Consider the following 24,377-nt stretch of genomic DNA (forward strand, 5'->3'; position numbering starts at 1 on the left):
ATTTGATTTTTACAAAGTAGAAAGCGAATGGAGACGACCACACTGGAAGGCTTTTATAAAGAAATTGCGACCCTCATCCCCGACGATCTTAATAAAGAAATTGGGCACTTCAATGTCTTCAATATTGAAGAAGTGCATGCAAACGTGAAGAAGAACCCGCGTCTGATGCCATACAATCGGCGGGCTTATTACAAAATCAGCCTGATTCGCGGACGAAGCAAAGCCGAATACGCCGACAAGGTAATTGATATTGAAACGAGTGCCCTTCTGTTTGCGACCCCCAAAATTCCGTATCACTGGATTCCGCAGGAGGAAGGGCTGTCGGGCTATTTCTGCATTTTTACGGCCGATTTTCTCATTCAGCCTAAAAGCGGAATTGTGCTGGATGAGTTGCCAATATATAAACCAGGGGGTTATCCTGTCTTTCAATTGTCGGATGAGCACATAGACGATCTGCTGTACATCTTTCGAAAGATGTATAAGGAAATCTCGTCCGATTATGCGTATAAGTATGATTTGCTGCGAAACTACGTTATCGAATTGATCCACTACGGTCAGAAACTCCAGCCTGCCACGGCTTTATACCCGGCCCACACCGCTTCGGCCCGGGTTTCGTCGTTGTTTATGGAACTACTTGAACGTCAGTTTCCAATCGAATCGCCCCAGCAGAAAATCAGTTTACGGACAGCCAAAGATTTTGCCGATAGGCTTGCGGTTCATGTCAACCATTTGAATAAAGTGCTCAAGGAAAACACGGGCAAAACAACTACCGACCTGATTAGCAGCCGGATTGTTCAGGAAGCCAAAATTCTGTTGAAGCAAACGGACTGGAACATTTCTGAGATTGCCTACAGCCTGGGTTTTGAAGAAGTCGCCCACTTCTCCAACTTTTTCAAAAAACAGACCTCTCTGGCGCCACTAGCTTTCCGGGCCTGAGCCTCTGATTTGAATTTTACAAACTTCGGATTGATTCGCGCAAACGCTTGCCTTATGCGTTGATATACCTTTGTCTCATCAAAACAATCAGAAACGATGAGCACAAATAAAATTGCATTAGTAACCGGCGGAAGCCGTGGATTAGGTAAAAACATGGCGTTGAGCCTTGCCCAAAAAGGAATCGACGTTATTCTGACGTATCATACCCAACAGGCTGAAGCAAATGCCGTTGTCGCTGAAATAGAAAAGACGGGTCAAAAAGCTGCCTCCCTACAACTCAATGCGGGGGATGTCAAAAGCTTCAATGCATTTTTCGGGCAATTAAAGAATGTGTTGCAGGAAACCTTCGCCACCGACCATTTTGATTTTTTGATCAACAATGCCGGAACAGCTCTCTATGGCGCTTTTGCCGAAACCACTGAGGAACAATTCGACGCAGCCCTGAATATTCATTACAAAGGGGTGTTCTTTCTGAGCCAGAAAGCGTTGCCTTTCATCAACGACGGTGGCCGCATCATCAATATTTCGTCGGGACTGGCCCGCATGACCTATCCGGGCTCGTCGGCCTATGGGTCGATGAAAGGCGCCATCGAAGTACTGTCGCGGTATATGGCGCTTGAGTTAGGGCCCCGACGTATTGCGGTGAATGTGGTGGCACCGGGTGCTATCGAAACGGATTTCGGCGGTGGCCGCGTGCGTGACAACAAAGAAATCAATGCGCAGATCGCCAGCCGGACAGCCCTTGGCCGCGTTGGTCTTCCCGACGATATTGGGGGCGTTGTCGCTTTCCTCTGTACCGACGAAGCCCGATGGATCAACGCGCAACGGATCGAAGTATCCGGCGGGCAGGGGTTGTAGAGCAGGGTGCGGGGGGCAGGGATGGCAGGGGTTGCCCGGATAGCAGGGGCATAATGCGGGGAGCAGGGATAGCTCGGAATAGTAAGGCTGTATCGTACGGCTCCTGAACAATCCCTGCCACCCGAGCCATCCGTGGCCCCTTGCCCCTAGCCCAGCCTAACCGAGGTCATCGTCAGCGAACCGGCTACGGCCCGGTCGTTGAAGAAGGATACCGAATCGTTGCTGCCTTTCAGGCCAAGCGTATACAGCAGTGGTAGATAGTGCTCGGGTGTGGGGATGGCCAGAGCTGCTTCCCGACCCAGCAGATTGTAGTTGATTAGCGGTTTGGTGTCACCATCGCTGATGAGTTGCTTGAAGCGATCATTCAGCAATAGCGCCCAGTCGTAGCCGTAGTTGGGTACGTTCATCTTATCCCAGGCCACCATCCGCAGATTATGAACCATGTTGCCACTGCCCATAATCAGGACCCCTTTCTTACGAAGTGTGTACAGTTCCCGAGCCAGATCATAGTGGAATTGGGTACCTTTCGTGAAATCGATACTCAGTTGCAGAACGGGAATCTTGGCGTCGGGATACATATGCCGAACAATGGTCCAGGTGCCGTGATCGAGCCCCCAGTCGTGCGCCAGTTCTACCTGAGCCGAATGTATCAGCGACGCGGTTTCCCGGGCCAATGCCGGATTGCCGGGAGCCGGATACTGCACATCGAACAAGGCTTGCGGAAATCCGCCAAAGTCGTGGATGGTTTCCGGAAAATCCATTGCTGTAATTTTCGTGCCCCGGCTGAACCAGTGTGCCGACACAACCAGTACAGCCGTTGGCGTCGGAATTTCAGTGGCTATTTTCGTCCATCGACGGCTAAATTCATTGTCTTCGATCCCGTTCATGGGCGACCCATGACCAACGAACAACACCGGCATCAGCGGCCCTTTTTCGTCCAGGTCAGCGGTGAATTTTTTAAAATCAGATAAGCTATTCATGGTAATGGCCCCGGTTAAAATCGTCTTTAAAAAGTGATCTCGCTTCATGGCGAAGGGTTTTAGTTAAGCCGACCAGTCTTCGACCTCAATCGGTGTCAGAGCGGCAACGGTTAGTAATTCCGAAACAACAGCCAGGGCGCCCTCATGCGTGCCCGAAAGAAAGGCGCTGTCGGGTAAATGAGCATCTTCAGCAGGCGCTAGCCATACGTTGACAAGCTTTGAATCGGGAAGCCACTGCTGGACGGCCCCGCTCAAATGCGCACCGGATTGGTCCGCCCTGGAAAGGGTTGCGAGGCTGATCACAATTTTGCAGGTAGCCACCTGCCGAATCTGCTCAGCTACTACTTTCTTCCTGGCCTCAGAAACCGCCAGTACCAATAGATCGGCTTCCCAACAGGCCGTCACCTTGCAGTCCATGGCTTCCGCATCGACCGAATGTACAGTCTGCAAGAGGGTTTCCCTCAATGCCTGCGCTTTCGATCGATCCTGATCGAAAAGAAGCAATCGGTACGAATGCCCTGCCAGTCGGGTGGCCAATAAAGAGCCCGCATTTCCTAGTCCAATAATGGCGATCGTTGGCTTCATAATGATCCGTTGTCAGTTCGTTTCGATCGGTTGACCGAACAAAATTACCACTACACCACGGCTGGAAACGATGGCTTAGGACAAGAAAAAACGTTGTACTAGGTCAATGGAAATCAATCAGGATGTGCCTTACGGCCCCGAATCCGGCTCAGAAAAGCGGGGGTGATGCCCAGATAGGAAGCAATCATGTGTTGAGGAACGCGCTGTACGATGTCGGGGTATCGATGGATAAAATCCGCGTACTTTTCTTCGGCCGACTGGCTTAGCGCGCTTTTGATCCGGCGTTGCGAGGCTATGTAATTATTCTGAAGCGTGATTCGGAAAAATCGCTCCATTTTTGGGATATTTTCTACCATTATATCCATGTTGCCCCGTTCCAGAAGTAGTAGTTCCGAATCTTCCAGCGCATCGATCTGGGTGTCGGAGGGCTCACCCGTAAGGTAGCTATACAGATCCGATATCCACCAGTCTTCGGGGGCAAACTGAAGGATATGCTCAACTCCCTTTGCATCAACAGTATACGCTTTTAGGAGCCCTTTTTCAACAAAGGCAATCGATTTACAGACGTCACCTGCCTGGAGCAGATCGTGCTTCCGGCGAAGTTTCTTGGGAATGAAGAGGGTTTTCAGAAAGGCAAACTCATCGTCGGTCAGGCTAACCAGACGCGAAATATGCTGATGAAGCCGGTCGTACATTGTGCGAAGCAAAGATCACAGCAAGTATACGACCGGCTCGTGTTGCCACCAAATCTATAACATATTCAGGCTCATCATGCCCGACAAAAATTGAAGACAGCCATCTTTCACCCGCGTAAATTCATGCATGAAAGCGGTCGTGTGGCGCTCAATCGTGGCCGATAGCCCGAAATGCGTATCGGAGCAACTGAGCGTTTGCCGGATGGGCGGGCAATCGGTGCCTGTACAGATCAGATTCCGATTGAGCTGATCCAGCTTGGCCTGCAGATGGCTCAGGTCTTCGAAGTAATCAACGGCATCGTGGCGAAGGCTTCGGCTGTTGTAGTGGTTCATCACGTCGAGCAACAGCGCCCGAAGCTGACGAATCTCTTCGGCCTGCTGATGGATAATGTGTTGCCAGTGTTGGTGTTCCTGGTGGCAGGATGCGGTAGTTACGGGCTGATGGGTCGAATTCGTTGTTGAGTTCATGAGGGCTTGCGCTAATGACTAGTTGGTGGAAGTCTGGATCAACTGAAGTTCTAACTGATTGAAAAGATCGGGATGATCGACGGGCCCTGCATAACGCCATAGCTCCAGGCCCCGCTTTAGTAAGACAAACGCAGGCAAAGACGTTATGCCAAAACTGCGTACGACTTCGGGATGACTGCTTTCGTTCACCCGCATGATTTGTACATTCGGGTATAGCACCGAACGCATTTTATCCAGAAGCTGATCCACGTCAGTCCGTTGCGCCGTTGAGGACGACGTAAACACCAACAACACAGGAACTTGTGGAACGGTCGTTACCAGGGATGAGTAAGGTACCATGACATTGAGCCAATTAATACCTCAAAGGTGCCTTTTTTCGCTTCGGCCGGAGGTGATACAGATCAGTATCCCAACTGATTAAAATCAGTCGGCTGCGTCTGCCAGCCATTTACTTTGCACCTGGAAGTAATTTTTGTCAGGTTGTATACATCTGACCGGCAGAAACCCTGCTGATGTATTGACTGAGCCACCTGTAGGCAGGTGGTTATTAACAGAATCTTTATCATGTTCGACGACTCGTTTGAGGCCGTTTTCACCCACGCCACCATCGGCATAATTGTTTCGGATGAGCAAGGGCGTATCGTATCATCCAATCGGCATGCCCACACGTTGTTTGGGTATACGAAGGAAGAAATGACCGGCCTATCCATCGACGCGCTGGTGCCTGGTCCGGTTGCTCCTCGTCATGCCGAGCTACGGGCCTCCTTCAACGCCCATCCCCAGGTGCGTTCTATGGGGCATGGGCGGGATCTGTATGCCAAACGCAAAGACAATACAATATTCCCGGCTGAAATCAGTCTGAGTTATTTTTATCGGGCAACGGTCCTGCTGACCGTCGCCTATATCATCGACATTACGGCCAAAAAAGAGGCCGACCTGACCCTGCTGGCTCAGAAAGCCCGGATCGAACAACTCAATGCCGAGCTGGAACAAAAGGTGGTTGATCGAACGCATGCCCTCATGGCAACGCTTCATCAGCTAGAGCAGTCGAAAGATGAACTCGCCAAAGCCTTGGCGGTAGAGCGGGAACTGGGGGAGTTGAAATCGCGCTTTGTGTCGATGGCGTCGCATGAGTTCCGAACTCCACTGAGTGCTATTCTGACCTCGGCCTCACTCATTGAAAAATACCCCGCTACCGAGCAGCAGGATAAACGAATCCGGCACATTCAACGGATCAAAGCGTCGGTCTATCATCTCAATACCATTCTGGAAGAGTTTCTGTCGGTCGGCCGATTGGAGGAAGGCCGTCTGGAGGCCAATTGGTCGTGGGTAGAACTAGCCGGTTTGATCAACGAGGTGGTCACTGATTTGCAGGATATGCTGAAAGCCGGGCAGCGGATTCAGATGCAGGTCAACTGCCCGAAACTGATCCGGAGCGACCCCTCTCTGCTGCGTAAGATAGTTGTCAACCTGTTGTCGAATGCGATAAAGTATTCGACAGAAAATCAGCGCATTGACCTGGATGCTATTTGCAACGAAACCGCGTTTCAACTGACTATTCGCGACCAGGGAATTGGTATTTCGGCTGATGACCAGAAGCATTTATTTGAACGTTTTTTCCGGGCCAAGAACGCCACCAATTTTGCGGGTACGGGCCTCGGACTTCATATTGTTGCCAAATACCTCGAATTGCTGGGTGGTACTATTGTACTGACCAGTCAGTTAGGCGAAGGCACTACTGTAACGATTACATTTCCCTATGAAAACCATTCTGCTGATTGAAGATAATGACGATATCCGGGAAAACACCGCTGAAATTCTGGAGCTGGCCGGATATACAGTACAGACTGCCAACAATGGTAAAGTTGGGGTAGAGATGGCGCTCGCTGTGCGGCCGGATCTGATTATTTGCGACATTATGATGCCCGTACTCGATGGGTATGGCGTTTTGCATATTGTCAACAAGAATCCTGAACTGGCGAGTATACCGTTTATTTTTTTGACGGCTAAATCGGAGCGTACAGATTTCCGTAAAGGGATGGAACTAGGGGCCGACGACTACCTGACCAAACCGTTCGACGAATCGGAATTGCTCAGTGCCGTTGAGGGACGGCTGAATCGGTTTTCTAAGATCCGATCGGAGAGCTATAACCTCAAGCAGGAGGGTTTTAACGAGTTTCTGGACGATGTAAGTGCGGTAGAAGGGCTTCAACGGCTGTCTATTGATCGTAAACCGCATTTTGTTGCCAAAAAACAGTTTGTGTATACCGAAGGGGATGAGCCCACCCGGCTCTACTTCCTGAAAAGTGGCCGTGTAAAAACCATTCGGACCAACAACGATGGAAAAGAGTTGGTGACCGGCATTTACGGAGTCGGTGATTTTTTTGGCGATCTGGCCCTGCTTGAAGAAAAGCCCTACACCGAATCGGCTCTGACACTCGATGACTCCGAACTGATTTACATCCCCAAAGAAGACTTCCGCCATTTGCTGACCGTGCATCCTGAAGTAGGGCGGGAGTTTGTGCGGATGCTGGCTGGGCGAATCAGCGATCGGGAAGACCAGCTACTGGGCATGGCGTATAGTTCGTTGCGTCGGCGCGTAGCCAATGCGCTCTTACGTTTGCAGGAACCCCTGCCCAATGGCGAGCCTGCTCCGCCGATTCAACTCTCCCGCGATGATCTGGCATCGGTAATTGGTACTGCCACCGAGTCGTTGATCCGTACCCTAAGCGAATTCAAGCACGACGGCCTGATCGAGATTACGGGGGCCGGTATTCGGGTGCTTCAACCTGAGAAGCTACGTCGGGCAAACTGGTAGTCGAACATATTAGTATACGAACATTTTATTTTTGGTAATTAACGTGTCCGTTTTGTCTTTGTCTGGCATAGTAATTGAGCATGCTGGTAGTTCATTTATTGAAATTAACGATAATGGATTGTAGGGTATATTATGTTAATAATATAAAAAATTAATTAATTAGTATTTGAAAAAGTAACTAATGAGTGGATAATATTTCTAAATAGTCCTGAATTGTCCACTGCTGGTATACCATTTGCAAACCTAGAAGTTAGTTGGAGGCTCTCTGTATTTAACGTTAGAGTTTCCTGCATCATTTAACTTTTAGTTATGCAAAGTATGTCTACCTGCAGTTCAATCGGGAAGGCCCCCCACTCCCTTATTAGACAACTTCATTGCCTGAAGGAAGTAATTTCAGACCCCATTAGCCACTACGCACGGGGGGCGTTGGCCGTAATAAGCCTATTTTTATTAGTGGTTTTACCGGGCAGGTCGGTACAGGCCCAGTCTACCTGCACGGGTGAACAGTATCTTCTGGTAGCCGATTATCCCGTTGGAGCTACGTCGGGCAGTCTGCATATCTTCGACTTCCCCTATACGGGTAGTATGGTCAACTCCCCTACGTATTCTACAAATGGCTGTAGTCCAGGTTTTTCCACCAATTCTTCAGAAGGGGTAACGGTGGATGTCGTTCATAAGAAGGTATACATTGCTACTACAGGAGGGAGCGAAATAAGCGTTTATACCAGTAATGGTTTACAGGGTACGATCAATCTGCCTTCTGATTATGCGTTAGGTATAGCTGTCGACCCTGCAGGCAATAACCTATTTGTAGCCGCTCAAAAGGGGTTATACAAATATGATGTCAGTACGGGTATTCCGACTACCTATACCAGTTTTGCGTCGAATAGTTCATTCGGATTGACAACCGATTACCTATGGGGAGTTGGTGTAAGTCCGACTAATGGAAACGTGTATGTCACAACAGGCTGGAATCCGACCGATTTTCTGAATGGAGGAGCCACCAACTCGACAACCCGGATTCTATCGCTCAATCCGGCTACCCTGAGTGTGAATAGCACGCTGGCTAATCAGACTAAGTTTCCCGACCTGTTCGTGGGAGTTACCGTAGACTCAGATGGAAGTCTGTGGGTCGTTAATAATAATAGTATCGAACATCGGGATGGGGGTACGGGTAATTTAATCGGTAGTAGTATTAGTACATCGGCTCCGGCTGCTACTGCGGGAGCGCCTGATAGTCCGCTTTGGGCCATTGCACTGGGTCCTGACAATGACGTGTATGTAGGGTCAGGTGCAACAACGGCTTGTGTGTACCAGATAAATCCTGCTACTTCATCGGCCAGTGTTTATATTCCATACGACAATTCGCAGACATCGTTGCAACGGGCGAAAGGCCTGGCGTTTTTGTGCTCAGACATTACGTGTCCGGCCGTTTGCTCGTTGACCGCAACGGCTATCCCAACAACCTGTAACCCAACGACTAATCAGTACTCCGTTAGTGGCACGATCAGCCTGACCAACACCAGTGGAGGTATCGCTACCATTACCGACGGAACCCAGTCGACAACGGTTAGTGTAGGGGCCAGCGCCACTTCCGTTGCTTACTCGCTGACGGGACTAACTTCGGGCACGGGTTCGCACACAGTTGTGGTAAGCCTGCCGGGGTGTGGCACCGCAACGGCTGCCTACACGGCTCCGGCAACGTGTACAATTGCTGCTGTCTGCTCGATCTCGGCTACTGCTCAGGCTACTTGTAATTCGAATGGAACCCTGGACACTACTACGGATGACTATATTACGTTCGTTCTTACGCCGTACAATGCCGTACAGGCTAGTCGATTTACCGTTACGGCCATGCAGGCAGGTAACTCCATTCCACTGACCCTATCGGATGGTAGTTCGTTTACCGCCCTGAGTTATGCATATCCTACCCCATTTCGTACTGCTATTGGAACGGCAGGGAAGGGAAATATTACGCTGACGATCACCGATGTCAATAACGTTACCTGTACCACTCAGGTAACAGTTGTCGATCCTGGTACCTGTGCCGCAATAGCCTGTGTAGGTAGTACACCCGTGTCGGTCACCTATACCTACCAGACACCCTTCCAGACCACCGAGCTTACGGATGTGCCCTTGCTTTTGTCTAAGTTTGATGATGGGGGTGGAAAGCGCACGCTGACGGGTGTCGTGCTGACTTACAAAGTGGCTGAAGCGACCAACTTCCTGTTCGAAAATGCAGCGGTTAATCCGCAGACTTTTAAGGCTACCGTGAATGGCGATGCATTTATTTCCCTGAATGGCGCTCAAATTGCAGATGCTTTGCTGCCTAATACCACTACCGGATTTGTAACGTTGCCTGCGGGTATTACAGTAACGGCACAGGGTACTTATCCCGGCGATGCTCCCTACGGCAGTGGATCAAATATATCGACCCTGGAGGGGATGTCTTCCTGGCTTAGTCCACTTCAAGATGACATCTACATTGACCCCCGTCTGGACCCTCGCTGGGTAACGACCGCAACGGGTGATCCGACAACTGATGATGATATTTATGTGTGGGCTCCTCAATCGTTCACAGCCTCGGGCAGCAATAGCTATTCGGCGGTAGCTGATCTGGCTCAGTTCACAGGAAGCGGCAATATTTCTTTATTGGCAAACACCCTGAATGGATTTAGTATTTCAGGTGGTGGGGGAAATATAATCGCTGCTCAAAGAACCAAGGCTTTTGCGTGGGCTACGGTTGTGTATACCTATAGTTGTACCGCTTGTGATGTTGCTGCAACAGCGACACCAACGGCCTGCAATAGTTCTACAAACCAATACACGGTCAATGGGACGATCAGCCTGACCAACACCAGTGGGGGGACGGCTACCGTTACCGACGGAACCCAATCGACAACGGTCAGTGTAGGGGCCAGCGCCACATCGGTCGCCTACTCGCTGACGGGGCTGGCGTCCGGTACGGGTTCGCATACGGTAGTGGTGAGTCTGCCCGGTTGCGGCACCGCAACGACTACCTATTCAGCACCTGCTTCCTGCACGGTTGCCCCCTGCGGACTAGCCTTGACGCTTACTCCGGACCTATGTCAGTCTGCAACTAATAGCTATGTGCTGTCAGGAACCCTGACGACCACCAATGTGCCTACCAGTGGTACACTTACCATCAGTTCGGGAGCTTTCTCGCCCCGTAGCCTGACCTTACTCGGCGGTAACGCATCGGGTACCTTCAGTTATTCAGGACTGGTTAGCGATGGACAAGTATATACCGTAACTGCAACGTATTCGGATGGAGCCTGCTCTCCAGTTAGCAATACCTATACCGCACCGGCTTCCTGCTCCGTGGCCCCCGTCTGCTCGATCAGTGCTGTAGCCACAGCGGGCATCTGTGCCAGTGCCACCAATACTTACTCGGCTACCGTGGTCGTCAGTCTGAGTAATGCTCCAGCGGAAACCATTACCGTCAGCCTTCCATCGGCAACGCCCATCAGTCAGACACTGGCAGCCAATACGGGAACATTTACGGCTATCATCAATGGGTTGGTTTCGGATGGAGCGTCGCATCTAGCTACGATTAGTTTACCCGGCTGCGGAACCACAACGGCCAGCTTTACGGCTCCGGCCAGTTGCTCCGTGGCTCCGGTATGTTCCCTAAGTGCCGTGGCTACAGCGGGTCTGTGTCAAACGGCGACGAATACATACTCATCGACTGTGGTGGTGACCGTAACCAATCCAACAGCGGGGACTTTGTCGGTGAGTGACGGAGGGCAAACGCTGACGTTCTCGACGACGGCCAACGCTCAAAATACCTTTACAGCGACATTCAATGGGTTAATTTCTGATGGAACGACGCATACGGTAACGGCAAGCCTGCCAGGGTGTTCGACAAATACGACGACCTATGCGGCTCCAGCGTCCTGCTCAATCGCTCCTGTTTGCTCGATTAGTGCCGTAGTAACCGCAGGCATCTGTGCCAGTGCGACGAATACGTACTCGGCTACAGCGGTGGTTCAGTTGAGCAATCCGACGGCGGGTGTGCTGACGGTTTCGACCGGGTCGCAGAGCCTGACCTTTGCCACCACAGCCGTGAGTTCGGCTACCTATGTGGGTATTTTCAATGGATTGATTTCGGATGGTTCGTCTCACACCATCACAGCTAGTCTGCCCGGTTGTTCCAGCACCACGGCGACTTATACAGCTCCGGCTAGCTGCTCAGTAGCCCCTGCCTGCGACTTGTCGGTAACGGCTTCGGGATCGAACTGTAATCCGGTTACCAATCTGTATGTACTGTCGGGTACCATTGCAATTACCAATAGCCCCGAAAGTCAGACGCTAACCCTGACCGATGGCAGCTATGTACGGTCATTGACAGCTGCTGCGGGTACTACGTCGATTACGTTTAGTTATACGACGTTGCAAAGTGATGGAGCTATTCATACAGTAACCGTTACCAGCAGTGCTACGGCCTGTGGAGCAGCTTCAACGACGTATACGGCCCCTGCTTCGTGTTCTGTGGCTCCGGTATGTTCCGTAAGTGCGGTGGCTACGCCAGGTCTTTGTGCCAGTGCCACCAATACGTTCTCCAACACAGTAACGGTGACCATGAATAATCCTACCGCTGGTACGTTGGTAGTCAGTGACGGGGTTGCTAGTTTGACGTTTGCGGTAGCTGCTTCTAATGGGACAACGACGGCTAAGGCCGTATTCAATGGTTTAACTTCGAATGGAAGTTTACATACTGTAACGGCAATTTTGTCGGGCTGTTCGTCCACAACGACAACCTATAGTGCTCCGACTTCCTGTTCAATCGCTCCAGTGTGTAGTATCAGTGCAGCAACTACGGCGGGTATCTGTGCCAGTGCCACCAACACCTATTCGGCTACAGCGGTGATTCAGTTGACCAATTCGACAGCGGGTGTGCTGACGGTTTCGACAGCGGGACAGAGCCTGACCTTTGCTACGACCACTGCCAACTCGGCCACCGTCATAGCGGCATTCAACGGGTTGATTTCGGATGGAGGTACACATACGATTACCGCCAGTTTGCCCGGTTGTTCAACGGCTACATCAACCTACACCGCTCCGGCATCGTGTACAATAGCTGCCCCTGCTCTGGCAGTTGTAGTGGGCAGTCCGGTCTGTAACGGTGCAACTAACAACTACTCGGCTACGGCTACGGTGTCGTTGAGTAATGTGGTGGCCGGTTCGACCCTTACGCTGACCGACAAGGGCGCCCTGATCGGTAGCCAGACGTTAACGGCCGGTCAGACGACCGCATCCTTTAGTGTGACAGGAGCATCGGATGCTACGTTGCATACGGTTGTTGCTACACTCACCGGGGGCATTTCGGCCAGCGCAACGTATAGCGCCCCTGCTAGCTGTACCTACACCTGTCCGGCGCCTATTCATGTGTGTAAAGGCAGTCAATACGCCGTCGAATTGAGTACTACGTCAGGTTTAGGTACGTATCAGTGGTATCGTAATGGGGTAGCTATTCAGGGGGCTACGGCAAGCTCCTACACCGCTACACAGGCAGGTAGTTACTCCGTCGTTGCTAATGGGGAAGTGATTGGTCAGTGCCCTGATGGCTCCTGTTGTCCAACAGTAATTGTGGAGGATTCGGTAGCCGTTTATCAGGCTGTTGCACAGAAGCCAAGCTGCAATACGGCCACGAATACGACCAATGCGACTGGGGCTATTGTGATAAGCAACTGGACATTGAGCATAGGTGATACGACCCACTATTTCTACCAGGTATCCGTAGGAAGTAGCTTCAACTCGGCTCAGATAATAGCGGGTGGATCGTCTGCCCCTGTACCTGAGAATGGTATACTCGTAGCTAACCTACCCAATCCGGCATCGGTGGCGGGGCAGTCGTACACGATCCGAATCACCAATGGATTGGGTTGTTATCGGGACGAGACGGTATTGCTGGGGCAAACGGTTTGTAATTGTCCACCTACTTCATGCGTTCCGCTGGTGATCAGGCGCGTAAAATAACGAACCAGTAGTTCAGATAAAGTCTGGTAAATCAGTGACACTAAAAAAGCCGTCAGGGAATAATTCTGACGGCTTTTTTAGTGCTTATTAGGGTGAAAAGGGGCTGCTAATAACGTTCATTTCCCTCATCTTCTTCCTCGGCCAGCTCAATGATTTGCTCGTCGATGTCGTCGTCGGAGAGGTCAGAATTGGCAAAGTCATTCATGAACTCATCGTCCTCAGCATCGTTCGACACTGCATCGGTAGCGTGTCGGGCGGTGGCAGTATCTGTATGTAGTACCGTGTCGGAGGCTTCTTCATCGCCGGGATTCATGATGTCGGGCTGATTGTTGACTCCCAGTCCTGTATAGATAGCCGTGTCGTCACTTTCATCGTTGGGTGGCAGATCATTGTGTTGGGGCGATACACCCTTCATCGAATTGCCCATAGCCTGGTTAGGGCTCTGCATATCGGCATTGTCTGTATTTTCCATAGTCGTGTTACTGGTTAGAAAGGGTAAGTCAGGATGACCATTCGTGATTATTCTTTAACTAGTTAGGAAAAAAAGAGTTTGGATTTATTTCCAGACAACAATTTTCTGAACCTGAGCCGGACGATTGTCTCCTGTTAGCCGGAGGAGATAGTTGCCATCGGGCAGGTTGCCCAGGTCCAGTACCGTATCGGCATCAATTGCTACGGGCTGTACGGGCAACATGGTTTGTCCCGACAAGGAAAGTAGCTCCACCCGCCCGGCAAAGGGTGGGCGTACGGTCAGATAGCGATCGGTTGGATTCGGAAATGCCCAGGGACCAGTTGGTTCGTCGGTCGTGCCGGTAATGACCACTTTCTGAGACGTATTTTTCAGGTAGCGCAATCCGCCCGACACGCTGCCCAGAATCAGGTCTGGAAGCTGATCGCCATCCAGATCCCCGACCGTGGCAATCAACCCTTTTCCCGGTACGCCAATGGAGGCTAATGAGTCGATCAGGGTGAGCGACTGGTCAGGTTTTTCGGGGAATTGGTAAACCCGGACAGTGCCGTTGTCGGCGGCTGCTATCAGTTCGTTTATCTGATCTCCATTCAGATCGGCTACTACCAGCGAGCGAGCCTTGGCATAGGTGTAATCATCGTTGGTAAAGCCACCAAATGTTTGGCTTTGTAACTGGAACGATGGAGCCGTGGCCGTCCCGGTGTTTCGGTAGTAAAGGATGGTTCCCAGATTGTAAAGACTGATCAGCATATCTACTTTCCCATCCCGATCCACGTCAGTTACGGTCAGCAAATCATAGGGGCCTACGACATCTGGTTTAGGCCAGCGCACGGCACTCGCCAGCGTATACTGAACAGCCGAGCCTTTCGCGGCTGTGTTGAGGAGTACCCGGATTTCGAGGGCACTGGTCCCTACTCCCGTCAGAATCAGGTCCATACTGCCATTTCCATCCACATCGGCAAAAGAAGGAACCGTATTGGTCAGCGTCAGGGATTTAGACATCCCCAGGTAATCGGTTGTAACCAGCGCAAAGGCTGGGTTCTGTAAGGTGCCTTTGTTTTCAAACTGCCATATACCGGCCCGGTAGCTGCTGCCTAAGCCAACACCGCCAAACCCGACCAGCATATCCAGGTCGCCATCGCCATCCAGATCGGCCAGGGCAGGGGCCGCCCGTCCGCCCAGGTCGAGCATGTCGTTTTGCAGAAAATCTTTCTGAATCAGTTGAAAGACGGGTTTTTGGGTGGTGCCTGTGTTCTTATAAAACCAGTTCGATGCCCGAAAATCGAAGGCAAACCCATCGTTGGAGGTTACATTGGGCGACGCCAGTAAATCTTTCTGTCCATCACCATCCACATCTTCCCAATAGGTAGCCGGAAAAGCCGGGAACAGAATGGGAGCAGCCGCTGGAAACAGACTGTCGTAACTCACAAAATTGGCTTTGTCGTTGTTGGGACCTGCGTTTTTCAGCCGGGCAATATTTTCACAACTTACAAAGCCAAACAACAGATCTTTATGCCCGTCGCCATCTGTATCGACAACGGTAAGGGTATTGCCTGTATGCAGGGGTTTAGCGAGCCTGGCATTTTGGGTGCCTGACGAAGCCGCTACCCGGCCACCGACATTGTCGTCGCATTGAAAGCCAAACGTAAAATCATTGCAGAACTCTTTCCGGAAGTGGCCCCAGCAGGTATTGCCCATCCGCTGAAAATCAAGTCCTTTGGCCCCCGTTCGCTCAACGCTCATGTTTTGCTGATAGGCCAGGATGTTTCCGTCCGAATCGAACGTAATAATATCGATGTCTCCATCGTCGTCGAAGTCCGTAATGGCCGGAATATCGGTACCAGCGACATAGATCGGGATACGGAGCCCACTCAGGCCAACTGTCAGAAGTGGATTGGCTGCTGCTTTAAACACCACCTGCCCATTCTGCGATTCGTTATGCAGCACCTGCACCCCGGCCGAACTGGCAGCAAACACATCCTTTCGGCCGTCGCCATCGTAGTCGGCTAGTAGCAGCCAGCTATATACATTGATCGGGAAAGCCGTTTCGTATTCGGGCGCGTACCGCCAGGCGATGCCGCTGCCGGTTGGGTTGTCGATGGCAACAAACGTATTGACCTTCCCCGTACTCCGATCGAATACGACCAAATCATCGCGGGCATCGTTGTTCAGCCGAATGGTTGAGTATTGGGCCGAATTGAGTCCGCCTGCCCAGGGGTTTAGCAAGGGTTTTCCGTTTACACTAACCGTCGGAGTCTGATCGTACCGAAACCCAATTTTACCACCCGACTGGGCATGGATAAAATAGGGAAGCATCAAAAAACAAAGCGTAAATAGCTTTTTCATCTAATTTTGGGCCTTTGCAAACCGGCTGAGTTCAGTATATCAGCCAATTCACGAAAACAACGAACGAAGCATCTATTTAAGTCTATCGGCATGGTATCCACTGAACAACTCTATCAGAAATTTTTGGAATGTACCGCTATTTCTACGGATACGCGTCGAATTACGCCCGGCTGTCTGTTTGTGGCGCTGAAAGGAGACAAATTCGATGGGAATCAGTTTGCTGAGCAGGCGCTGGCTTCGGGAGCCCGGTATGCTTTGGTCGATGATGCCGACGTAGCCGACCGTGTGTCGCTGGCAGGTTCGTGTCTGCTCGTGGCCGATACGCTGACGGCTTTGCAGGATCTGGCCCGGCACCATCGGCAAACGTTTACGTTTCCGGTAATTGGCCTGACGGGGTCGAATGGAAAAACAACCACGAAAGAACTGATTGCGGGCGTGTTGTCGAAAAAGTACCGGACCTATGCTACAGTCGGGAATCTCAACAACCACATTGGTGTGCCGCTTACCCTGTTGGCTATCAATGAACAATATGAGATGGCTGTGGTCGAAATGGGGGCTAACCACCAGAAAGAAATCGAACTGCTTTGCTCCATTGCCCAACCGACGCATGGCCTGATCACCAACGTGGGGAAAGCTCATCTGGAAGGATTTGGTGGGTTTGAAGGCGTAAAAAAAGGAAAAGGCGAACTGTATGACTATCTGATGGAGCATGGCCAGACGGTGTTTATCAACTCGCGCGATAAAATCCTGACCGCCCTGTATCGCGACCGACTCAAAACCTATCGTTCCGAAACGACCTTTGCCCAAGTCATTTTTTACCCGGCAGCCGAAGCCTCTACCGCCGACTCGGCAAGTGAACCAATTGAGCTAATCCAGGAATCGCCCGTTGTTATTTACCGGGATGCCACCGGGCAGGAGGTTACGACCCATTTGCCCGGCCGTTACAACTTCGAGAATATGCTGGCGGCTCTGGCCATCGGTGATTATTTCGGGATAACTCCCGACGACGCTAACCGGGCTGTTGCTGATTATAACCCGACCAACAACCGCTCGCAGGTAGTTACGAAAGGAACGAATACCATCCTGCTTGATGCCTATAATGCCAATCCCAGCTCGATGGCGGCTGCCATTCGTCAGTTTGCGACTATGCCAGCCATGCATAAAGCTGTGATTTTGGGCGATATGTACGAACTGGGTGATGAGAGCGAAGCCGAACATGCCGCGTTGGGCAAGCTGATTGCGGAGGGAAAGTTCGAGCGGGTGATTCTGGCGGGTAAAGACATGAAGTTTGCCCTGGCGTATCTGCCCCAGGCCTTTTATTTTCCCGATAAATTCTCGCTGCATAACTGGCTGATGGACCATCCCATGACCGATACACACATTCTGGTGAAAGGATCTCGGGGAATGAGCCTGGAGTCGGTTGTGCCGTTTATTTAAGCGGTTATATCAATACGGCCTTTGGTCGGCTTTATCGCTTTAACACATTTCAGGCAATAAGCCCATGTATTCAGTCGATTAATGATAAATGGTTGATAATTAGGTATAAATTTTGCTAGTGAATATGGATTGTGGAGTTAGTAGAATAGACTAACTCGCTCTACTCAATCCTTTTTCATAATGAAGGCTCCTCTCCTTACCTATGTTCTCCGACTGGTATTAAGTGTCACATTTGTTTCGATTTATACCCAGCTTGCGGCTCAGACTATCACGACGATAGCGGGTTCTTCGCTAAAAGGCGATGGCGGATTAGCGACGGGGGCTAACGTATCGAGCCCGTTTAGTGTCGCCCTCGATGGGAGCGGGAACCTCTATATCGCTGACAAGGGCAATCATCGAATCCGGAAAGTATCCGTTTCAGGTATCATCACAACCGTAGCCGGAAATGGCAGCTATGGTTCTGGGGGGGATGGTGGTCAGGCGACTTCAGCCAGTTTAGCCAATCCGGCGGGTGTCGTTGTTGACGGGAGCGGGAATGTTTACATCGCTGATTCACAAAATAACCGTGTCCGTAAAGTAACACCGGCGGGCAGCATTACAACGGTTGCCGGGAATGGGACAGCGGGTTTTAGTGGCGATGGCGCTCAGGCTACCCTGGCTACCTTAGCCAACCCCACCGGGGTAGCGCTGGATGCAAGCGGGAACTTGTACATTGCCGACCAGCAAAACCATCGTATCCGAAAAGTTGATTTGTCGGGTACGATTACAACGGTAGCGGGTAGTGCTACGGCAGGTTTTGGGGGCGATGGCAGTTCGGCGACGGCCGCTAAACTCAACAGCCCAACCGAAATTGCGGTCGATGGTAGTGGGAATCTGTACATTGCCGACTCTCAGAATAATCGGATTCGTAAAGTATTGACCACGGGCATCATTAGCACCGTTGCCGGAAACGGCACCGCAGGTTTTGGGGGCGATGGCAGCGTGGCCCTTACCGCTAGTCTGAATAACCCATTTGGAGTAACCATCGATGGGAGTGGCAATCTCTACATCGCAGATGCCAGTAACCATCGTATTCGAATGGTAACGAATGGGGGGATCATCAGCACCGTTGCGGGTGATGGTACGGCCGGATATAATGGCGATGGAGCTACAGCGACAACGTCGAATTTGTATTCGCCTGGTGGGGTAGTCGTTGATGGGAGCGGCAAGCTTTACATTGCCGATACACAGAACAATCGGGTACGTGGTGTATCGACAAGTGGGATCATATCGACTGTAGCCGGGAATGGCACCATCAACTATGGTGGGGATGGTGGATTAGCGACGGCGGCCAGTCTGTCGAACCCGTTCGGGCTGGCTATCGATGGCAGTGGGAACCTCTACATTGCCGATCAGCAAAACCAGCGTATTCGAAAAGTATCGACTCCGGGTAGTATCATGACTGTTGCGGGGAATGGTACGTATGGGTTTAGTGGCGATGGGGGAGTGGCTACGGGTGCCAGCCTGGCCAACGCGGCTGGCGTGGCCATCGATGGCAGTGGAAATCTGTACATTGCCGATCAGGGGAATAACCGGGTGCGTAAAGTAACCCCAGCGGGAAGTATTACGACCGTTGCCGGTACTGGCTCGGCTGCATTCAGTGGGGATGGCGGAGCCGCTACAGGAGCTGGCCTGAATTTTCCGGCGGGGGTAGTTGTCGATGGGAGTGGTAATCTATACATCGCTGATTCACAGAATAATCGGGTTCGTAAGGTAACCCCAGCGGGTAGTATTACGACCGTGGCGGGGACTGGTACTGCCGGTTATAGTGGCGATGGCGGATCGGCTACAGCCGCTAAGTTGAACTATCCGGCTGGCGTAGCGGTGGATGGTAGCGGGAACCTCTACATTGCCGACCAGGGGAACCATCGAATCCGCAAGGTAACCCCAGCAGGTAGTATTACGACCGTAGCCGGAAACGGTACGTTTGGATTTGGTGGCGACAATGGACTTGCCACGGCCGCTAACCTGGCCAACCCTGCCGATGTGATCATTGATACGCATGGTAATCTTTATATTGCCGATACACAGAACAACCGTGTTCGAAAAGTATCGACCAATGGTACTATTACAACGGTCGCCGGAAATGAGTTTTATGGCTTTAGTGGAGATGGTGGCCCGGCTACGGCTGCTAGTCTGGCCAACCCACTAAACATAGCCGTGGATGGAAATGATAATCTCTACATTGCCGATACCGATAACCAGCGGGTGCGAAAGGTGGCAGGCCCTGCCATCGTGCGGATCAACCCGGCCAGTCCTGCCGCAGCTTGTTCGGGAGCGCTGTTTAGCCTGACAGCAACAGCCGCCAATTTTACGCCGTCGTCCTATACCTGGACCAGCCAACCAGCAGGCTTGTCGGCTACCGGAGCTTCAGTCTCCTTTACGGCTCCGACGGTCAACACGCCCACAACCTATACGATTGCGGTTACGGCTACCGATGGATCGAGCAGCCCGACAGCCAGCGTTACTCTGGTGGTCAATCCTGTTCCCAGCCTGACCATTACAGCCAACCCCAGTTTGACCATTACAGGTGGACAAACGACTACCCTGACGGCTTCGGGGGCTACTACCTATCTTTGGTCGACCAGTGCCGCAACCGCTTCGATCGGGATTACTACGTCTGGCGTTTATTCTGTGACGGGTACAGCCCTCGGATGTTCATCATCGACCAGTGTGACAGTTTATGGCCGTATTGCCAGCGTTCAGGATGGAAACTGGTCAAATGCCAGTACCTGGAACTGTAGCTGTGTACCAGGCAAGTATGATTCCGTTACGCTTTCGGTCGGGCACCAGGTAACGGTCAATCAGGCCGTTCAGGCCAGGCAGTTAACAGAAAACGGTACGTTAGTGATCAACTCAGGAGGGCGTATTTCTTTTTGAATAGGTGTTCTGCTTATACTGAGTCGCAATTTTAAGGTAGCGTTTTATGGAAAACCCTGCTGTGGTCATCTATTAACGGGAGATTTTAACCTGAAATAGAATGGCTACTTATACGCGTATCTTATTGCTAAGTATGCTGATTGCCAGTATCTGTTGTTGGGAAAAGCCATCGATTGGCCTTACCAGCGATGATTATGCAGTTTACTCAGCTTACCTTAATGAATTTGCATTCTATAAAAATGTGCCTTCTGCGGGGGCAATGATTATTGATGATTCGACCGGGATAGCTCCGCGCGACATCCATCCAAAAGTGAACTGGTCAATCCTGGCTGGGCGGGCAGATCGCTGTCACTATCTGAATGATACAGCTTGTTGCCACAAGGTGCAAGCGTCAGAATGGTATTCTGTCTTTGAGGAGTTTAAACGGTCAAGCTTAGGGCAACAGCAGGTATTGGTTCCGGCAAAATTGGTGGTTCACTATCCCATTCAACTGCTCTCTCAGTTTCGTAAACGGTCGCTCATCGAGCACCAAGACAAAGAGAGAATGTACTACCTTTTCAGGCTCTCGAAAATTTCCTATAACATAGATAAAACAAAAGCACTATTTTTCGGAAGTTTTGTTTGTGGTGGAACCTGCGGGCGTGGCGAATTAGTGATACTTGAAAAAGTAAAAGATGCCTGGGTCCTTATTGATACCTTTAGATTCTGGATTGCATAACCAATGACTAATCGACTCACCCAACTTCTTCTTTTTGTCCTTTTACCAATCTGTCTGTTTGCACAGGAACATGCGTTTGAATCGGAGATTCGGGCGTTTGAGCAGGCGGATAAAACTACGCCTGCGCCCCGAAATTCCATTGTCTTTACGGGGAGTTCGTCAATCCGGCTATGGGAAAATCTTACCAGTTATTTTCCGAATAAACCCGTATTGCAGCGCGGTTTCGGTGGATCGCAGTTGAGCGACGTGATCTACTATGCCGATCGGGTCATTACGCCCTACAACCCAAAACAGGTGGTGGTATATGCGGGCGAAAACGATGTAGCGGCTGGGAAGACCGGACAGGAAGTGTATGAACGCCTGGTTACACTGTTCGAGCACGTCCGGCAGAAATTGCCTAACACAACCTTTACATTCATTTCGCTGAAACCCAGCCCGTCGCGTCGGAAATATTTTCCGGAGATGGATGCCGCCAATCGCCTGATCAAAGGGTATCTGGAAAAACAGCGAAACGCTCAGTTTGTCGATATCCGGCCGGTGATGCTATTGAAAAATGGGCAGCCCGTTCCTGAACTGTTTCGGGCCGATAGTCTGCATATGCTTCCGGCAGGCTACGAGCGCTGGCAAAAGGTACTGAAACCGTATTTGAAATAGTTTTTTTAACCAGTGTGCCTACCTGAATCGGAATGGCGGCTGGTTCAAACGAATTACGCGGTACGTTCCCAGTCGACTGGGAACGTACCGCGTAATTCGTTTGAGGATTGAGTAGCGCATCTGCCGAAACCTCATGTACCTTTGTAAGAAACCCTTAAATTCGTTACCAATGAAAAAAAGGCTCTTCTGTCTGGTGGCTACCCTGGCGGTACTACACGGACTGTATGCGCAAAAGGCAACCTATGCCATCATCCCGAAACCCGTTCGGCTGGAGGAACACAATGGAAGCTATACCCTGCCCGCCAAACCGACCATTTCAGTTCAGTCGACCAGCCCCGAGGTGCGTCAGATCGCTCAGATGCTGGCCGATCAACTAGGGAAATCGATCGGGAGAACCCCCGTAATTACAACCGGAAAAGCGGCTAAAGGAATCGCTTTTGTCCAGACAAAAGATGCTGTTTTAGGGGCTGAAGGATACACCCTCGATGTGTCGCCCAAACAGATTCTGATTACGGCTGCTCAGCCGCAGGGCTTTTTCTATGGCGTTCAGTCGCTCATGCAGTTGATGCCGGCTGCTGTATTTAGCCCAACCAAAGTGGAAGGGGTGACCTGGACGGTGCCTGCCTGTCTGGTCGAAGATCAGCCCCGCTACGGGTATCGCGGTTCCATGCTCGATGTAGGGCGGCATTTTTACCCAGTGTCGTTTATCAAAAAATACATCGACCTGCTGGCCCTGCACAAAATGAATGTGTTTCACTGGCACCTGACCGAAGATCAGGGCTGGCGCATTGAGATTAAGAAGTACCCGGAACTGACCCGGTTCGCATCAATCCGCCCCCGTACCATGGTAGGCCATTACCGCGACCGTAAATACAGTGATAAGCCATACGGTGGTTTTTATACGCAGGATGAAGTACGGGATGTGGTGAAATATGCGAAAGAACGGTTTATAACCGTGATTCCTGAAATCGAAATGCCAGGTCATTCAGTAGCCGTTCTGTCCGTTTATCCCGAGCTAGGGGCCAATCCCGACCGGGTTATACCCGTTACGGGGACCTGGGGCGTTCACGATCAGGTGTTGTTTCCACGGGAGGAAACGTTCACATTCCTGGAAAATGTATTGACGGAAGTAATGGACCTGTTTCCGAGCCAGTACATTCATATTGGTGGCGACGAATGCCCCAAAACGGAGTGGAAACAGAGCAAATTCTGCCAGGATTTGATGAAGAAAGAGGGCCTGAAAGACGAACACGAACTACAAAGCTATTTTATTCGGCGCATCGACAAATTCGTTACCTCGAAAGGACGGCGGATCATTGGCTGGGATGAAATTCTGGAAGGTGGTCTTTCGCCCAATGCAACCGTTATGAGCTGGCGCGGAGTGAACGGCGGTATTGCAGCCGCCCGGCAAAATCATGATGTCATCATGAGCCCAACTACCTATTGCTATCTGGATTATTACCAGACGGACCCTAAAACGCAACCCGTAGCCATCGGTGGTTTGTTGCCGCTCGAAAAAGTATATAGTTTCAATCCTTCCGTTACGGATAGTCTTACGACCGATCAGGCAAAACACGTTCTGGGCGTGCAAGCCAATATCTGGTCGGAGTACATGCCCACAACGCATTACGTGGAATACATGGCGTATCCTCGCTTACTGGCCGTTGCCGAAACGGCCTGGACACCCGGCAGCGCTAAAAATATCGACGATTTTAAGCAACGGCTGGATGCGCACAAAAAACGGCTCGACTACCTGAAAGTTAACTATTTCGAAGCCCCTATCAATAAGAGTTTCGACTACGTCTGGCCAGGACAAACCGCTCAGAAATAGCGAATATTCCGGGCTGATGTGTCCATATGCGTCAGCCCGGAATAGGAAAGTCATAAACGCATTTCCATCCGAATATCGGCTCGGGCGTAGGGAGTTGGTACGCTCGGTACTTCACGAAAGCCTACGCTGGCGTACATCGTCAACGCTGGGGTCAGCATCCGGTTCGATTCGAGCCAGATGGTTCTGACTCCGAGCTGACGGGCATAGTCGATGGCGGCCAGGCACAGCTTTTTCCCGATGCCTTTGCCCTGCACCGTTGGCGAAACGGCCATTTTCGCTAGTTCAAATTCAGCGTTTCCCTGTTCCGGTGCTCCAGTATTGACCATAGCCACACAGCCCACGATCTGATTATCCAGTTGGGCCAGAAAAATCTGACCGTTTCTGGGTAATACATGGATTTCGGGATGATCCAATTGCTCTACATCATGAGCCTCAACCGCAAAATAGCGCGAAATCCATTCGAGGTTGAGCCGTTTGAAATCAGGCTGGAATTCGGGAGAATAGGTAATAATCGAAATCGTGTCCATTATTGCTCTCGATTTGTCAGGCGTATACAAATGAAGTTTTCATAAATAAGACAATGTATTGGTTGGCCATGTCGGTAAGCCACTCTGCAACCACCTGCCGTTAAATCAGGTGTTGGCTAATCTGTTGACTCAGGAA

The 24,377-nt window shown here is 51.1% G+C and carries 18 protein-coding genes; 10 read left to right on the forward strand and 8 right to left on the reverse strand.

Features of this window, described 5'->3' with window-relative positions; all coding sequences use genetic code 11:
• Positions 1 to 27 precede the first annotated feature (27 nt).
• Entirely contained in the window at positions 28 to 936 is a 909-nt protein-coding gene (locus tag B153_RS0102760; protein ID WP_020595137.1) for a helix-turn-helix domain-containing protein, read from the forward strand.
• Positions 937 to 1,032: 96 nt separating this feature from the next.
• Positions 1,033 to 1,794 (forward strand): SDR family NAD(P)-dependent oxidoreductase, encoded by a 762-nt coding sequence (locus B153_RS0102765; protein ID WP_020595138.1) that lies wholly within the window; start codon positions 1,033 to 1,035, stop codon positions 1,792 to 1,794.
• A gap of 146 nt (positions 1,795 to 1,940) precedes the next feature.
• Here B153_RS0102765 and ygiD read toward each other — a convergent pair whose 3' ends face one another.
• The 5 genes from ygiD to B153_RS0102790 form a co-directional block, all read right to left on the reverse strand.
• Positions 1,941 to 2,774, reverse strand: a complete 834-nt coding sequence (ygiD, locus tag B153_RS0102770) for a 4,5-DOPA-extradiol-dioxygenase (protein WP_026261869.1) — start codon at positions 2,772 to 2,774, stop codon at positions 1,941 to 1,943.
• Between the two features lie 63 nt (positions 2,775 to 2,837).
• Positions 2,838 to 3,359 carry an NAD(P)-binding domain-containing protein gene (locus tag B153_RS34520; RefSeq protein WP_020595140.1) on the reverse strand — a complete coding sequence of 174 codons (522 nt, stop codon included), beginning with the start codon at positions 3,357 to 3,359 and terminating at the stop codon, positions 2,838 to 2,840.
• 113 nt (positions 3,360 to 3,472) lie between these two features.
• Positions 3,473 to 4,054, reverse strand: a complete 582-nt coding sequence (locus B153_RS0102780; RefSeq protein WP_020595141.1) for a Crp/Fnr family transcriptional regulator — start codon at positions 4,052 to 4,054, stop codon at positions 3,473 to 3,475.
• A 54-nt stretch (positions 4,055 to 4,108) separates the two neighbouring features.
• On the reverse strand, positions 4,109 to 4,522 hold the full coding sequence (locus B153_RS0102785) for a hypothetical protein (protein WP_020595142.1): 414 nt from the start codon (positions 4,520 to 4,522) through the stop codon (positions 4,109 to 4,111).
• Between the two features lie 18 nt (positions 4,523 to 4,540).
• Positions 4,541 to 4,861 carry a thioredoxin family protein gene (locus B153_RS0102790; protein ID WP_020595143.1) on the reverse strand — a complete coding sequence of 107 codons (321 nt, stop codon included), beginning with the start codon at positions 4,859 to 4,861 and terminating at the stop codon, positions 4,541 to 4,543.
• Positions 4,862 to 5,086: 225 nt separating this feature from the next.
• Between B153_RS0102790 and B153_RS0102800 the strand changes: the two genes are divergently transcribed.
• The 3 genes from B153_RS0102800 to B153_RS0102810 all read left to right on the forward strand — a co-directional run bounded on the left by B153_RS0102800 (position 5,087) and on the right by B153_RS0102810 (position 13,340).
• Positions 5,087 to 6,304 (forward strand): PAS domain-containing sensor histidine kinase, encoded by a 1,218-nt coding sequence (locus B153_RS0102800; protein ID WP_020595144.1) that lies wholly within the window; start codon positions 5,087 to 5,089, stop codon positions 6,302 to 6,304.
• Positions 6,282 to 7,340, forward strand: a complete 1,059-nt coding sequence (locus B153_RS0102805) for a response regulator (RefSeq protein ID WP_020595145.1) — start codon at positions 6,282 to 6,284, stop codon at positions 7,338 to 7,340. The genes B153_RS0102800 and B153_RS0102805 overlap by 23 nt, the downstream gene beginning before the upstream one ends.
• Positions 7,341 to 7,658: 318 nt before the next feature.
• Positions 7,659 to 13,340 carry a choice-of-anchor E domain-containing protein gene (locus B153_RS0102810; protein ID WP_157634549.1) on the forward strand — a complete coding sequence of 1,894 codons (5,682 nt, stop codon included), beginning with the start codon at positions 7,659 to 7,661 and terminating at the stop codon, positions 13,338 to 13,340.
• Between the two features lie 106 nt (positions 13,341 to 13,446).
• Here B153_RS0102810 and B153_RS0102815 read toward each other — a convergent pair whose 3' ends face one another.
• The gene (locus B153_RS0102815; RefSeq protein ID WP_020595147.1) at positions 13,447 to 13,812 is read right to left on the reverse strand and encodes a hypothetical protein; all 366 of its coding nucleotides are present in this window, start codon (positions 13,810 to 13,812) and stop codon (positions 13,447 to 13,449) included.
• Between the two features lie 84 nt (positions 13,813 to 13,896).
• Positions 13,897 to 16,155, reverse strand: coding sequence for an FG-GAP-like repeat-containing protein (locus B153_RS0102820; RefSeq protein WP_020595148.1), 2,259 nt, complete (start codon positions 16,153 to 16,155; stop codon positions 13,897 to 13,899).
• A 90-nt stretch (positions 16,156 to 16,245) separates the two neighbouring features.
• On the opposite strand from B153_RS0102820, the gene B153_RS0102825 reads away from it, so the two are divergent.
• The 5 genes from B153_RS0102825 to B153_RS0102845 all read left to right on the forward strand — a co-directional run bounded on the left by B153_RS0102825 (position 16,246) and on the right by B153_RS0102845 (position 23,714).
• Entirely contained in the window at positions 16,246 to 17,592 is a 1,347-nt protein-coding gene (locus B153_RS0102825) for a UDP-N-acetylmuramoyl-tripeptide--D-alanyl-D-alanine ligase (protein WP_020595149.1), read from the forward strand.
• A gap of 180 nt (positions 17,593 to 17,772) precedes the next feature.
• Entirely contained in the window at positions 17,773 to 20,511 is a 2,739-nt protein-coding gene (locus B153_RS0102830) for an NHL repeat-containing protein (RefSeq protein WP_020595150.1), read from the forward strand.
• Between the two features lie 100 nt (positions 20,512 to 20,611).
• On the forward strand, positions 20,612 to 21,229 hold the full coding sequence (locus B153_RS0102835; RefSeq protein ID WP_040760633.1) for a hypothetical protein: 618 nt from the start codon (positions 20,612 to 20,614) through the stop codon (positions 21,227 to 21,229).
• A 3-nt stretch (positions 21,230 to 21,232) separates the two neighbouring features.
• The gene (locus B153_RS0102840; protein WP_020595152.1) at positions 21,233 to 21,883 is read left to right on the forward strand and encodes a GDSL-type esterase/lipase family protein; all 651 of its coding nucleotides are present in this window, start codon (positions 21,233 to 21,235) and stop codon (positions 21,881 to 21,883) included.
• A gap of 169 nt (positions 21,884 to 22,052) precedes the next feature.
• Positions 22,053 to 23,714: a beta-N-acetylhexosaminidase gene (locus B153_RS0102845; RefSeq protein WP_020595153.1), complete on the forward strand. Its 1,662-nt coding sequence runs from the start codon at positions 22,053 to 22,055 to the stop codon at positions 23,712 to 23,714.
• Positions 23,715 to 23,764: 50 nt separating this feature from the next.
• Here B153_RS0102845 and B153_RS0102850 read toward each other — a convergent pair whose 3' ends face one another.
• A complete protein-coding gene (locus B153_RS0102850; RefSeq protein ID WP_020595154.1) occupies positions 23,765 to 24,241 on the reverse strand; it encodes a GNAT family N-acetyltransferase in 477 nt (158 codons plus the stop codon).
• Positions 24,242 to 24,377: the final 136 nt, after the last annotated feature.

Origin of the sequence: Spirosoma panaciterrae DSM 21099, assembly GCF_000374025.1 — a bacterium.
Lineage (GTDB): Bacteria > Bacteroidota > Bacteroidia > Cytophagales > Spirosomataceae > Spirosoma > Spirosoma panaciterrae.

Coding starts and splice junctions, on each gene's coding strand:
- B153_RS0102760 (WP_020595137.1), top strand. CDS start 28: ATGGAGACGACCACACTGGAAGGCTTTTATAAAGAAATTGCGACCCTC.
- B153_RS0102765 (WP_020595138.1), top strand. CDS start 1,033: ATGAGCACAAATAAAATTGCATTAGTAACCGGCGGAAGCCGTGGATTA.
- ygiD (WP_026261869.1), bottom strand. CDS start 2,774: ATGAATAGCTTATCTGATTTTAAAAAATTCACCGCTGACCTGGACGAA.
- B153_RS34520 (WP_020595140.1), bottom strand. CDS start 3,359: ATGAAGCCAACGATCGCCATTATTGGACTAGGAAATGCGGGCTCTTTA.
- B153_RS0102780 (WP_020595141.1), bottom strand. CDS start 4,054: ATGTACGACCGGCTTCATCAGCATATTTCGCGTCTGGTTAGCCTGACC.
- B153_RS0102785 (WP_020595142.1), bottom strand. CDS start 4,522: ATGAACTCAACAACGAATTCGACCCATCAGCCCGTAACTACCGCATCC.
- B153_RS0102790 (WP_020595143.1), bottom strand. CDS start 4,861: ATGGTACCTTACTCATCCCTGGTAACGACCGTTCCACAAGTTCCTGTG.
- B153_RS0102800 (WP_020595144.1), top strand. CDS start 5,087: ATGTTCGACGACTCGTTTGAGGCCGTTTTCACCCACGCCACCATCGGC.
- B153_RS0102805 (WP_020595145.1), top strand. CDS start 6,282: ATGAAAACCATTCTGCTGATTGAAGATAATGACGATATCCGGGAAAAC.
- B153_RS0102810 (WP_157634549.1), top strand. CDS start 7,659: ATGTCTACCTGCAGTTCAATCGGGAAGGCCCCCCACTCCCTTATTAGA.
- B153_RS0102815 (WP_020595147.1), bottom strand. CDS start 13,812: ATGGAAAATACAGACAATGCCGATATGCAGAGCCCTAACCAGGCTATG.
- B153_RS0102820 (WP_020595148.1), bottom strand. CDS start 16,155: ATGAAAAAGCTATTTACGCTTTGTTTTTTGATGCTTCCCTATTTTATC.
- B153_RS0102825 (WP_020595149.1), top strand. CDS start 16,246: ATGGTATCCACTGAACAACTCTATCAGAAATTTTTGGAATGTACCGCT.
- B153_RS0102830 (WP_020595150.1), top strand. CDS start 17,773: ATGAAGGCTCCTCTCCTTACCTATGTTCTCCGACTGGTATTAAGTGTC.
- B153_RS0102835 (WP_040760633.1), top strand. CDS start 20,612: ATGGCTACTTATACGCGTATCTTATTGCTAAGTATGCTGATTGCCAGT.
- B153_RS0102840 (WP_020595152.1), top strand. CDS start 21,233: ATGACTAATCGACTCACCCAACTTCTTCTTTTTGTCCTTTTACCAATC.
- B153_RS0102845 (WP_020595153.1), top strand. CDS start 22,053: ATGAAAAAAAGGCTCTTCTGTCTGGTGGCTACCCTGGCGGTACTACAC.
- B153_RS0102850 (WP_020595154.1), bottom strand. CDS start 24,241: ATGGACACGATTTCGATTATTACCTATTCTCCCGAATTCCAGCCTGAT.